The organism is Devosia honganensis (assembly GCF_042648785.1).
GTDB classification, from domain to species: Bacteria; Pseudomonadota; Alphaproteobacteria; order Rhizobiales; family Devosiaceae; genus Devosia; species Devosia honganensis.
Window position 1 is genome coordinate 159,877 of record NZ_JBHRYD010000007.1, and the last position, 12,472, is coordinate 172,348.

Consider the following 12,472-nt stretch of genomic DNA (forward strand, 5'->3'; position numbering starts at 1 on the left):
GACCAGGCGGCCGGTGCGGCGCTAGCGTGCCGGCCATGGTCACCATCAAGGAAATCGCCGCCGCCGTGGGCGTCTCCAGCGCCACCGTCTCGCGCGTGCTCAACTACGATTCGACGCTGTCGATCTCGACGCGCAAGCGCCAGGCGATCATCGAGACGGCCGAGGCGCTCAGCTATGCCACGCCCCGCGCCCGCAACCGCGCCAACCGGCAGGGCCTGACCAAGCTGGCGCTGGTGCATTTCCTCGCGCCCGAGCGCGAGCTGATCGATCCCTATTACGTCGCCCTGCGGCTGGGCATCGAGCGGCACTGCGCCATGCTCAAGACTGAACAACCTGTTTGGAAACGACAGGCCTAGCCGCCGCCATATTAGGACGTCGGAGCGAAGTCTAATCGAAGGCGGGATATCTGTGTCCGCAAGGCGATCGCCTATGCATGGCGTGGTTACGATGACGCGGCTTGCTGGGGTTCTCTAGAAATAGCCTTGCAACGCGATATTATCGCGGCGAACTCGCTTTCGCTGATTTCTCCCTCTCGCTGCTCGATCAACGACAAGGCCGCAGCAAAGATGTCGTCGATTTCGGTATCCGTGGCCTCGACATTCAGCAGAGCCAGATTCCATTTTACGGCAACACGCGACAGACCAATACCCAGATAGACCCGTTCCTGGTTACCAACCATTTCCGGCAGATAGGGCAAAGTTGCCGTACGCGGAACGCCAGCGTCCTTTCGGTCCAGGTTGAGCTGGTTGTACATCACATCGTTGGACATAACGAAGGCGCGACTGCCGACAACCGCCTTATGAGGCGGCATGGTGATGCCGGTATAGCGCTGAATGTCTTGCGAGAGCGCGTAGAGTCTTTGTGCATCGACATCCATCGTCACGCCATAGCCTACGCTGAGCGCCACGATGACTTCCTCAAGCGGGGCCAGACCGGCGAAGTGGCCCAGCCCATGCATGGTGGTGTGAATGACGCTTGCGCCGGCTGCCGCAGCAAAACAGGCATTCGCCACTCCCAGGCCAAGATGGTTGTGGCAATGAACCTGTAGCGGAACATCGACCCAGGACTTAACGCGGCGCACCAAATAGGCGAAGCCCTGCGGCGTCCCCACCCCATGGGTGTCGGTCAGACAGATCTCGTCCAACGGCGTCGCCGCATGAATCCCTGTCAAGATCTCGCGAACATCCGTTTCCAGGTTGGCGCGCGTAATCCCTTGCGCCAGAATGCCCACGCGCAGGCCTAGGCTGCGCGCCTTTTCGGCCAGCTCCACGAAATCCGCGATCCGCTTTTCGTTCGATTCAGGCTCGATATCCTGGACCTTCGACACGTATTTGCGGATCACCACATCACGCACACCGACCTCGGCGGCGCGCTCGATATCGGCCGCACTTGTGGCCAACGCGCTGAGCGCACTTTTCTTCACCGCTTTGGCAATTCTCTTTGCTGCAGTGACTTCCTGTTTCAGCAGGGCCTTTTCCTCGTTGGTAATACGTTCGGGATAGCCCAGGACGCCGATGCGATGCACGCCCATTTCGTCCAGAGTTTCGGCGACCGCCAGCTTCTGATCTTCGGATAAATGGGCTCCGGCCATGCCTTCGCCATTTTCATCGAGGGAGAGGTCGAGCAGTTCGATCTTCTTGGGGAAGGCGATTTGCGCTTGTACATCCGCTATGAAGGTGTGTGGACTTGAGCACCACTGCTCACGCTGCCATGGATCCTGCAATTATTGTCTCCTTTTCAATGCGAATGCGATCAGTGTCGACGGCGGAAAACCCCGCTCGTTGACGGAGTGGGTGGTTATAAATGTTCTCTAACTAGAACGTAATTTCTTATACAGTACGATATGTTGAGCATAATTGCACGTCAAGCTGGATTTTCTTCGCGATCCAAGGGCTGGCATGTTGCCAATGACTGAAAGCACGAAGATTGCTAGCTTTCTGTCGTTCTGTCTGTAGAATGCTTAAAGGCTGGGATTGCGATGCCACTCGGAGAGGCTTGTGAAAAAAGTGAAACATGATGACGCGCCCAACGGCACGCAACGTTCCGATCAACAACCCCATGAGAGGTTGACCTCGGTTGCCGATAACTGGGTTCTGGAACTGGTGCGCGAAACGCCCCCTCAAGACGGACAGGCCCTGGTTCCAGCAGTCGACAAGGCCGTCCGAATCATGGCGCTGATCAACCAGCACGAAGACGGGCTCACGCTGGCTGAGATTTCAAAGGAAACACAGACGACCAAGAGCCATTGTCACGGCATCTTGAAGACTCTTTGTTACCATGCTTGGCTCGTCTTCGATGACGCCAGCAAGCGCTACCGTCTCCATATCGGAGTGATGCGTGACCTTTCCGGCGGGCTCCGGGATGAGATTTCGTTGGAGCATATGCGGCCGGTGCTGCACCGGCTGTCCGAGGCGGTAGGATCTTCATGCGTGCTCTCAAAACCCTTGCCAGACGGCAGCTTCCTCGTCGTGGATAAGGTGAGCGCTGACCAGAGCATCGAAATCTCCTATCCGATGGGCTATCGGCTTCCTCCTGACGCCACGGCCCATATGCGGGCCAACCTCGCCTGGCGGAGCGCTGCAGAGGTTGATGCTTGGTTTAGCCATCAGAAATTGAAACGCTACACCATGCACACCATCACCAAACCAGCTGAGGCGCGGGCCGAAATCCAGGCCACGCGCGAACGCGGATATGCGCGCAGCAACAGCGAATATACCGATGGCCTTACCGCGATAGCGATGCCGGTTTTCGATAAATCCGGACACGTCATCCTCTTATGCGACTGTGTCGGCACCGCACCCATCATGGAAGAAAAGGAACTGACGGTGTTCAAGGAAATGACGCTTGCCGTCGACGAACTGCATCGACTGATTGGCAGTCGTGTCCCCTCCGACTTTCCGCGCCCGCACCAGCCCGGCCATGACGACTCAGCCTGAAGAAACCGGCGCGCTCGACAGCTTCTCTTCTTCCCGGCAGTCCGGCCAGCGACGTCCGAGGCCCGCCCGCCGGGAATAGCTGGCCGGGCGGGCGAGCCGGCCGTTATGCGTTGTACTGAAATCCATCGATCGTCAGCGCCTGACCGGTAATGAAGTTTGGCTCATTCGTCGCCAGAAACACCACCACATTAGCGATGTCCAATGGCGTTCCCAGCCGCCGCAACGCATTGCCCTTGACGACGTCTTCAGCGCTGGTTTGCCCGATCATCGCCTCGACCTCGGACCGAATGACGCCCGGGCAAATCGCGTTGACGGCGATTGTCGGTCCCAGCTCCTTTGCGAGCGAACGTGTCATTCCGATGATCCCCGCCTTGGCAGCCGCGTATGAAAATTTGCTGATGGCGGCTGTCACGCCCCCCGATAGTGCCGCCAAGGACGACATGCTGACGATGCGGCCCGATTTCTGCGCCAGCATCAGGGGCGCCACATGGTGAATATAGTTGAAACAGCTTTTCAGATTGACCGAAATGGTGCGATCGAATTGCTCTTCGTTGATGTCCAGGATGCCGATCCCGTTCGATAGGCCGGCATTGTTCAGTAGAAAGTCGATTTGCCCGTATCTTTGCTGGACGCGCGCAACAATATCCTGCGCGGATTTGAAGTTGGCGACATCGGCAATGTGGGTGCTTGCAGTGCCGCCCGCCGCGCCGATAAGAGCGGCCGTTTCCTCAATGCCGTCTTCCGACAGATCAACCAGCGCGACCGCAAAACCGGCCTTTGCTAGCTCGATTGCGCAACTGCGACCGATATTTTTACCGGCGCCGGTAACAAGAGCAACTTTCTGCATTCTAACCCCTCGTAAAATAATTACGTCTCAGCTTGGGAGGACGTTCAGCGTCGCGATCCGTCGGAGTCGCGTGATACGCTACCTCCATGTGTGGCTGGTCTTTTCCTCGAGCGAGCACCCGCGCTGACCTGCCTGCATCGCTGGAAAAATGCGGACGTAAGGCAGCCTCGCCTGGCGCCTCCAAAGCAGGTGCGGGGTTCTCGATCCCCGCTGCTGGTGGACAGTTCAGCGCTCGCGCCAAGTGAACAGGCGGCTTTCGATAAACAGCAGCAGGTAGTTGCTGGCCAAGCCCAGCAGACCGATCACCACCGCGCCGACCAGCATATTGTCGATCTGGAACCAGACCCGGGAAAAATTGATCAAGAATCCCAGCCCTTCATTGGCAGCGAGAAATTCGGCCCCGACGATCAGAAACCAGGACATGGCCAGCGCCAGCCGGACGCCGACCATGACGTGAGGCAAAGCCGCGTTGAGCGTGACCCGTAGATAGGTTTGCCACCGGTTCAGGCCCAGACTCCCCGCCGCCTGGAAGAGGACAGGTTCGATGTTGCGGATGGCCTCGACGGTGGTAATGAAAATGATGAAAACGGAACTGTAGGTGATGAACACCACCTTGGTGGTCTCGCCAATCCCGAACCACACGATAAAGATCGGCAGCAGCGCCAGACTCGGCACGGGCCGCAGCAATTCGATGATCGGATCGACAATAATCTCGCCCACCCGACTCGTGGTTACGATCAGGGCCAGCACCACGCCCAGTACAATGGCGAAGCCCATTCCTTCCAGCACGCGGACAGTGGAGGCCAGGATATGGATCTGAAGCTGTCCTGTCTGCCACAGCGAAATACCAGCCGACAATATACGGGCCGGTGAGGGCAGCAGCACCTCGTTATAAAAGTTCAGATGATCATTTAGAATAGCGGTCAATTGCCAAAGGCCAATCGCCACGATCAGCGTTACCAGCTTTGCAGGCACGAGTTGCTGCAGTTTTTGCCAAACGGAGCCGACGGCTCGGACGCGCCGGCCGGTAGCAAGAATATCGGTCATGGTGTCCTCGTTGTCCGGAGAATTATTCACACGGGCGCGCGGCCGGCTTCGGCCTTACGCAAATAGGCATGAACTTCCCGCTCGAAGGCAATTACCTCGTCGGAAAGCCGGTCGCGGGGGCGCGAAAGGGGGCTGGCGAGCGATTTTACAGCGCTGCCGCCATCGACCCCAAAAATAGTCACTCGGTCGGCAAGCAAAACCGCCTCCTGAACGCTGTGCGTCACGAAGATGACCGTGCAACGAAGCCCATCCCAGATCGACAGCAATTCCTGTTGCAGGTGCTCCCGGCTCATCGCGTCGAGAGCAGCGAAAGGCTCGTCCATCAAGATGACCTGCGGCTTGGCGGCGAGGGTGCGGGCGATCGCCGCCCTCTGCTTCATGCCGCCTGAAAGCTCCTTCGGATATTTGTGCCGGTGCTCCCACAGCCCCACCGCGCGCAGCATATGTTCCACAATCTCGCGCTTTTCTGCAGAGGAAACCCCCTTTGCCTCCGGCCCAAGCTCGACATTGCGGTAGACATTATACCAGGGAAACAAGGCATATTGCTGAAACACCACGCCCCGGTCGGGGCCAGGACCCCCGACCGGTTTGCCGCCCACCAGAACGCGTCCCGCGGTTGGCTTGCCGAAGCCGGCGACCATGTTCAACACGGTAGATTTTCCACATCCGCTAGGCCCGAGGAGGCAAAGAAATTCGTTCTCCGCCACCTCGTGACTGAAATTTGAAATGACGGTATTGGCCGGGGCGCCCCGGCGACTCGCATAGGTCTTGGTGACGTTTTCAAAAACGACATTCTGCGACATGTTCAAGCCCTCCCAGAACCACCCCGGTCGTGGGTTTAAATCTTCACTGCGGACGGACTGATGTCACGCAGCAAACTGAGATCGAGCATGTCCTTGACGGCTGCGCCTGTATGTAGATAGCCGCGCGAGATCGCCCAGTCCTGATAGACCGGATAACCTTCCATGATGCGCTCATCGATCACGGGGCTATAGTCATTCTTGCGCAGAATCGCAGCCAGACCTTCCGCCGGAATACCCAGATTCCGGGAGATGGGGGCGACGACCTCATCGATATTTGCTGCAATCATGTCATTGGCCTTCAGTATCGCGCGCATCACCGCACGTAACGTATTGGGCGCCTGCTGAATGAATTCGGGCGTCGTTGTGAGGCCGGTCGACAATTGCAGCCAGTTGACCGGCGTGGGATTGTCGGGATCGTCGATATAGGACCTGTTGCCGGTGAAATAGACCCTGCCACCGAAAGAAGCCGCATTGCTGACATAGGGCTCCCAGCAGGCCATCACGTCGATATCGCCGCGAGACAGGGCTAGGGCCTGCTCGGGCGGCTCGATATTGAGGAATTTCAAGCTAGAAAAATCGATATCGTACGCCTTGCACATATTAAGAATTGCAAGCTCGACAGCCGCCCCGCTGTACATGCCGATGCGTTTTCCAGCGAGATCAGCGGGAGCATTGATACCGGAATTGTTTCCAATCACCACACCCTGCGTGTTGGAAATATCGGACACCTTCATCAGCCACCTGAAATCGAGGCCCTTCTCATGAAGCGAGGCGACCTGGTCCAGCGCAGTGGAAATCAGCTTGATCTTGCCGCTCGCCGCAAGGCTGGGAACGTCCGGACCATTGACGGTGTAGTTGACGCTGACGTCGACACCTTCGGCCCTGAACAGGCCCAGCTCCGTCGCGATGGCTATCTGGGCGGAGTGTTGTGGATCACGAACGCTGATGAGTTCGAGATCAGTAACCTCCGGTGTTCCGCTCTGGGCGAAAGCCGCAGCGGGGTTCAATAGGGTCGAACCGGTAGCCGCGCCTAGCATGCCGATGCTGAGACCTCCGAGCACCTGGCGTCGGTTGAAAGACGTGTTCCTCATGATGCATTTCCTCCCTTTTCGTTCTCTCAGTGGAGTGACGTTCTGATGGTAGGCTTATCCTGCGTCCGTTTGCAACATGATTCAGGATGAAGGCGGAGGGAATGGCGCCGTGTGAGGACGGATAGTGCCGACGACAACCGGTCGTAAAAGGGGCTATGGCGGCATTTGAGCTCTTCTTGCCCGGGCGGGCAATGGGAGGCGGGCCCCAATTGCCATAGGCTCTTCTTCCGACCTTTCCGGAAGGCCAGCCTAAAGCGGACGCCGCGTCGCGCATATCCCCTGATCCTCGTCGCCGGGCGCCGCTGAGCCAGCTTCCTAGGTGCTCAAGCGCTTGGTCCTGGCCGATGCCGACGGGGGGAAGCCGTCTTTGCCGAAAGGTCAATCTAGGATGTGGCGCGTCCCCGAATAACCTTCAAAATCGTTCTTTTTGCAGAATATCGTTTCCTATATAGACTTCAGGCAAAGTTTTCGTCACAGTGGATGGGCGTCGCTAGGGGGCGATGCCGGGCGCGGCGGATGGTCGACAATATTCCATCACGCCGCTGCAGGTGCGCCGATGTTTCGATCTGCAAATGAGGAGATTGACTTGAGAATGAATTTTGAAGGTCGCCGTGTACTGGTTACCGGCGCAGCTCATGGCATCGGTACCTGCATCGTGCAGAATTTTGCGGCGGCTGGCGCCGTCGTCGCGGCCACCGATATCCTGGCAGACAAAGTCGCGGCGTTGCAAAACGATCGCCCCGAAGGCCAGACCGGACGAATCGTCTCCCGGGCAATGGACGTTGCTGACGAAGCGGGGGTTGAGGCGGCGGTCGGCGCCTTGCAGGATGAGTTGGGTGGCATCGATACGCTGATCCATGTCGCGGGCGGAACGCTCGGCCAGGTCCACGCGCCCGTCGAGGAGGTGCGTCTTGAGGACTGGGACCCTATTTTCAACGTCAATCTGAGGGGCGCTTTTCTGGTCGCACGCTGTCTCGTGCCCGGAATGAAGGCGCGCGGGTTCGGGCGCATCATTCTGCTGTCGAGCGGAGCCGGGCTCGGCGTGAGCATGACCGGGATTCAGGCTTATGCGGCCGCCAAGGCCGGACAGGTCGGCTTCGTCCGGCAACTCGGTCACGAATTGGGACCCTACGGCATCACGGTAAACGCTGTCGCGCCGGGCTTTCTACTCACAAATCCGGGTAGTGACCTACAGTGGGCGTCCTATGGTGAAGATGGCCAAAAGCAGGTCATCCAGCAAATCCCGCGTCGCCGCCTGGGGAAGCCTGAGGACATTGCTCACGCCACCATGTTCTTTGCCTCCGACCTTGCCGATTGGATCACTTGTCAGGTTCTTTCAGTGAGTGGCGGACAGGCCAAGGCATGACGCCGGAGACGCGCGCGCTCAATGCTCGAAACGCCATCATCGCTACAGAAAGCGTCGCGTTGGAGCGCGCCGTTCCGGCGCGGCGGCAAAATCGATCTTGTGGTAGCAAAGTTGCGTTGACGCCGTTTCTATCGTTCTTTATGTAGGATGCAGTTCTCTATTTAAAACGATTTGGCTATGGATACGGTTATCAAAAACGGATTGATTGTCACAGTTGCAGGCACGTTTGCGGCCGATATTGGGATATCTGACGGTCGGATCGTGCAGATCGGTGGGACGGTGGAGCCTGCGTTCACCACCATCGACGCCGCCGGTTGCTATGTCATGCCCGGAGCGATCGATGTCCACACCCATCTCGATACGCCGGTCGGCGACGGCTTCACCGCCGATGACTTTGGCTCGGGAACGATTGCCGCCGCATGCGGCGGCACCACTGCCATCGTCGATTTCTGCAAGCAGGACCGGGGCCGGACCCTGGCGGAAGCCATTGATACCTGGGATCGAAAAGCGGCCGGCAAGGCGGCTATTGACTATGGTTATCATGTAATCATCACCGATCCCACTGAGGCGGTGTTCGAGGAACTGCCCTCCCTACCCGAACGCGGCATCACCAGTTTTAAGGTGTTCATGGCGGGCAAGGGCTTCGAGATGATCGACGACCTCACTCTCATTCGGTTGCTCGATAGCGCCCGGCAGATCGGCGCCTTAGTGATGGTGCATGCCGAGAACGGCGACGCCGTTCACTACCTGCAGCAGAAATTCGTCTCAGAGGGGAAAGTTGCGCCGCTCTACCAGTCACCCAGCCGACCCGCGCGAGTCGAAGCCGAGGCGACGGCCAGAGCCATCGCCCTCGCAGAAGTGGTTGGTGGCTCGCTCTATGTGGTGCATCTTACTTGTGAGGAGGCCCTCGACGAAGTCGTGCGCGGCAAGATGCGCGGGGTCAACGTCATGGCCGAAACCTGCACGCAATACCTCTACACCACCAAGGATGATCTCGACCGGGACGGCTTTGAAGGCGCCAAATTCGTCTTTTGCCCGCCGGGCCGGACCATTCACGATCAGGAGGTACTCTGGCGCGCACTCCGGAACGGATTGCTTGAAACCGTGTCGTCAGACCATTTCGTCACCACCTACGGGGCGCAAAAGGATGTCGGGCGAAACGACTTCACCAAGATTCCCAATGGCGGCCCGGGCATCGAGGAGCGCGTGATGATGCTGTATCAAGGGGTCAATCGGGGGCACATCAGCCTTGCACAGTTCGTTGATCTCGTTTCGACCCGCCCCGCGCGTGTCTTTGGTCTCTACCCCAGCAAGGGCACGATTTCCGTTGGCGCCGACGCCGATATCCTGATCTGGGATCCAAATGCGGAACTGACGATCACCAATGAACGCCTGCATCATGCTGTTGACTACACCAACTACGCCGACCGCGTTGTGAAGGGCATTCCCAAGACTGTGCTCCTGCGCGGTAGGGTGATCGTACAGGATCGCCAATATGTCGGCAGCCCCGGAGAAGGCCGGTTCATAAGGCGCCATCGGACGTCCGACAGTCGTCATCCTGTCCCCAAGCCGGCAGCCTAGGCGAATTTCGTGGCCGCGGCCCATTCTGGATGCCCGCGCGCCACGATCATAAACGAGGAAAGCCGGCGCTCGGATGTCACGGCGATATCTCAAGCTCTGTACCGACACTGGGAGAAAAAACATGATGCCAGCGCCCGAACGCGACCTGGTCGGCTACGGGGCGACACCGCCCAATCCGAACTGGCCGAATAATGCACGCCTCGCGCTGAATTTCGTTCTGAACTATGAGGAGGGATCAGAATACAGTATCGGCGACGGGGATGGCCTGAGCGACTCCAGTCTCGTGGAGATGCCCGGTTCGCCCGTCGCACGCGGGGAGCGCGACCTCGCTGCCGAATCCATGTTTGAATATGGAAGCCGCGTCGGCTTTTGGCGGCTCATGCGAATTTTCGCTGAACGCGATATGCCGATGACGATCTACGCCTGCGCGCTGGCGCTTGAGCGCAATAGAGCCGCTGCGGACGCGATCCTGTCTGCCGGGCATGACATTTGTTGCCACGGCTGGCGCTGGGTCGAACACTTCAAGCTGACAGAGGCGGAAGAGCGCGCCCACATTCGCCGCGCCATCGACAGTTTGAAGCGGATTTTTGGCGAGCGGCCACTGGGCTGGTACTGCCGCTACGGGCCCAGCGTCAACACGCGACGGCTTCTGCTCGAGGAGGGAGGATTTCTCTATGATAGCGACAGCTACAATGACGAACTACCTTATTACGTGACCGTGATGAGCCGTCCGCATCTGGTTATTCCCTACACGCTGGCCAATAACGACGTGAAATATAGCTCGTCGAATTTTGGGACTGGCGAGGATTTCTTCGTCTATCTCAAGGAGAGTTTCGACCTTCTCTATGAAGAAGGACGCACGGCTCCGAAAATGATGAATGTCGGCATGCATATGCGTCTGCTCGGTCACCCCGGCCGCGCCTCGGGGCTGATTCGCTTCATCGACTATGTGACATCGAAACCAGATGTGTGGATCTGCAAGCGGATAGACCTAGCGCGGCACTGGCTCGACCATCATCCCTATCGTGGTGAAGCACATGCCGGCTCTTCATATTGAACAAGTGACCGCACAGGGCTTCGCCCCCTTTGGCCAAGTGTTGTCGCCTCGCTCGGCGACCAAGGCTCGGCTTGATCTCAAGGGCGAACTGGAAAACCTGCGCGAGGACGCGACGCCTCGTGTCAGCCTGCTTTCGATTGCACCGAAAGCGCTGCCCCTGAACGCGATGCAGATGGAGCGCCACGTTTTTTCGTCCCAGACCTTCGTTCCGCTTGAATGCGACGCCTATCTCGCGCTTGTCGCGCCCCACACCTCGGACGGGGGACCGGACATGGCCGCCGCGAAGGCTTTTCATGTACCCGGTAATATTGGCATCAATTACCGTGCAAACATCTGGCACCATCCGTTCACCGTGCTGCACCGGCGCGCTCGTTTTCTTATCCTGACATTTGTAGATGGAACATCGGACGACGAACAGTTTGTGGATTTGCCCGAGCCAATGATCATCAGCCCGTAAATTTCCTGCGGCTACCCATGACGGCTATCACCATCTGGGAGCAGATGCAGCAGCAATAGGCGTCCCTTGCCGCCGCAGACCACATGCAGCTTGGTGGTCAGTCCGCCTCGGCTGCGTCCGATACATCGAGGTAGAGCCCCTTTTTGAGCAGACTGGCTGCGGCGCTTTGAGGCGGGTTGCATCGATCATATTCGCTGACACCCTCCCGCGTCCAGATTGTCATGCCGGAAGAGGTGGTGGCGCGCCGTCCGCAATTGACCGGGCGGCCGGTGCGGCGCTAGCGTGCCGGCCATGGTCACCATCAAGGAAATCGCCGCCGCCGTGGGCGTCTCCAGCGCCACCGTCTCGCGCGTGCTCAATTACGATTCGACGCTGTCGATCTCGACGCGCAAGCGCCAGGCGATCATCGAGACGGCCGAGGCGCTCAGCTATGCCACGCCCCGCGCCCGCAACCGCGCCAACCAGCAGGGCCTGACCAAGCTGGCGCTGGTGCATTTCCTCGCGCCCGAGCGCGAGCTGATCGATCCCTATTACGTCGCCCTGCGGCTGGGCATCGAGCGGCGCTGCGCCATGCTCAAGATCGAGACGGTGAAGGTCTATCACACCGACGCCCGGCCCGACGCGACCCTGTTGCAGGACGCCTCCGGCGTCATCGTCATCGGCCGCCACGACGAGGAGGAGACCGAATGGCTGCGCCGCCATGCGCGCCAGATCGTCTTCGCCGACCACGTGCCGCCCGACGACCGCATCGATTCCGTCGCCGCCGACCTGCCCGCCGCCATGGAAAAGCTGCTCGTCGCCCTGGCGCAGCGCGGCTATCGCCGCATCGCCTATATCGGCTGGGGCGACCGGCGCGCCCAGGCGTTCGTGCAGTGGATGACCGCCGCCGGCTGGTTCGACGACCGCCTGTTCCGCAGCGGCGACAATACCGAGGAGGGCGGCTATCGGCTGACCCGGGAGATCCTGGCCGAACGGCGCCCGCTCGAGGCCATCGTCACCTTCAACGATTCCATGGCCATCGGCACCTATCGCGCCCTCGACGAGGCGGGCCTGGCCATCCCCCAGGACATCGCCGTCGCCAGCTTCAACGACATCTCGGTGGCCCAGTTCCTCAACCCGCCCCTCACTACCGTGCATCTGCCGGCCGAGGAGATCGGGGAGACCGCGGTGGAACTGCTGCTCGAGCGGGTGGGCGGGCGCGAGCTGGCCAAGCGGATCACCCTCGCCTCGCAGATCGTCTGGCGCTCCAGCACCAGGCTCCAGGCCGGAAAAAACCCATAGCGAAAC

At 59.3% G+C, this 12,472-nt stretch carries 11 protein-coding genes and 1 pseudogene; 7 read left to right on the forward strand and 5 right to left on the reverse strand.

Annotation, left to right across the window (positions count from 1 at the left end):
* Positions 1-35: 35 nt before the first annotated feature.
* A pseudogene (locus ACFOOL_RS09680) lies at positions 36-329 on the forward strand (LacI family DNA-binding transcriptional regulator); the annotation flags it as partial.
* Between the two features lie 113 nt (positions 330-442).
* Here ACFOOL_RS09680 and ACFOOL_RS09685 read toward each other — a convergent pair.
* On the reverse strand, positions 443-1,723 hold the full coding sequence (locus ACFOOL_RS09685) for a hypothetical protein (RefSeq protein ID WP_380096754.1): 1,281 nt from the start codon (positions 1,721-1,723) through the stop codon (positions 443-445).
* Positions 1,724-1,997: 274 nt separating this feature from the next.
* On the opposite strand from ACFOOL_RS09685, the gene ACFOOL_RS09690 reads away from it, so the two are divergent.
* Positions 1,998-2,936 carry an IclR family transcriptional regulator gene (locus ACFOOL_RS09690; RefSeq protein WP_380096755.1) on the forward strand — a complete coding sequence of 313 codons (939 nt, stop codon included), beginning with the start codon at positions 1,998-2,000 and terminating at the stop codon, positions 2,934-2,936.
* 103 nt (positions 2,937-3,039) lie between these two features.
* Here the strand turns inward: ACFOOL_RS09690 and ACFOOL_RS09695 are convergent, their stop codons facing one another.
* The 4 genes from ACFOOL_RS09695 to ACFOOL_RS09710 all read right to left on the reverse strand — a co-directional run bounded on the left by ACFOOL_RS09695 (position 3,040) and on the right by ACFOOL_RS09710 (position 6,724).
* Positions 3,040-3,783 (reverse strand): SDR family NAD(P)-dependent oxidoreductase, encoded by a 744-nt coding sequence (locus ACFOOL_RS09695; protein ID WP_380096756.1) that lies wholly within the window; start codon positions 3,781-3,783, stop codon positions 3,040-3,042.
* Positions 3,784-4,008: 225 nt separating this feature from the next.
* Positions 4,009-4,830: an ABC transporter permease gene (locus tag ACFOOL_RS09700; RefSeq protein WP_380096757.1), complete on the reverse strand. Its 822-nt coding sequence runs from the start codon at positions 4,828-4,830 to the stop codon at positions 4,009-4,011.
* A gap of 26 nt (positions 4,831-4,856) precedes the next feature.
* Entirely contained in the window at positions 4,857-5,633 is a 777-nt protein-coding gene (locus tag ACFOOL_RS09705) for an ABC transporter ATP-binding protein (RefSeq protein ID WP_380096758.1), read from the reverse strand.
* 35 nt (positions 5,634-5,668) lie between these two features.
* Positions 5,669-6,724, reverse strand: a complete 1,056-nt coding sequence (locus ACFOOL_RS09710; protein WP_380096759.1) for an ABC transporter substrate-binding protein — start codon at positions 6,722-6,724, stop codon at positions 5,669-5,671.
* A gap of 592 nt (positions 6,725-7,316) precedes the next feature.
* Between ACFOOL_RS09710 and ACFOOL_RS09715 the strand changes: the two genes are divergently transcribed.
* From ACFOOL_RS09715 to ACFOOL_RS09735, 5 genes are all read left to right on the forward strand, one after another.
* Positions 7,317-8,090 carry an SDR family NAD(P)-dependent oxidoreductase gene (locus ACFOOL_RS09715; RefSeq protein WP_380096760.1) on the forward strand — a complete coding sequence of 258 codons (774 nt, stop codon included), beginning with the start codon at positions 7,317-7,319 and terminating at the stop codon, positions 8,088-8,090.
* Positions 8,091-8,267: 177 nt separating this feature from the next.
* Positions 8,268-9,671: a dihydropyrimidinase gene (gene hydA / locus ACFOOL_RS09720; RefSeq protein ID WP_380096761.1), complete on the forward strand. Its 1,404-nt coding sequence runs from the start codon at positions 8,268-8,270 to the stop codon at positions 9,669-9,671.
* A gap of 121 nt (positions 9,672-9,792) precedes the next feature.
* Positions 9,793-10,728 (forward strand): allantoinase PuuE, encoded by a 936-nt coding sequence (locus tag ACFOOL_RS09725; protein ID WP_380096762.1) that lies wholly within the window; start codon positions 9,793-9,795, stop codon positions 10,726-10,728.
* Positions 10,709-11,185: an ureidoglycolate lyase gene (locus ACFOOL_RS09730; RefSeq protein WP_380096763.1), complete on the forward strand. Its 477-nt coding sequence runs from the start codon at positions 10,709-10,711 to the stop codon at positions 11,183-11,185. The genes ACFOOL_RS09725 and ACFOOL_RS09730 overlap by 20 nt, the downstream gene beginning before the upstream one ends.
* A 291-nt stretch (positions 11,186-11,476) precedes the next feature.
* Complete coding sequence (locus ACFOOL_RS09735) at positions 11,477-12,466, forward strand: LacI family DNA-binding transcriptional regulator (protein WP_380096764.1); 990 nt, start codon at positions 11,477-11,479, stop codon at positions 12,464-12,466.
* Positions 12,467-12,472: the final 6 nt, after the last annotated feature.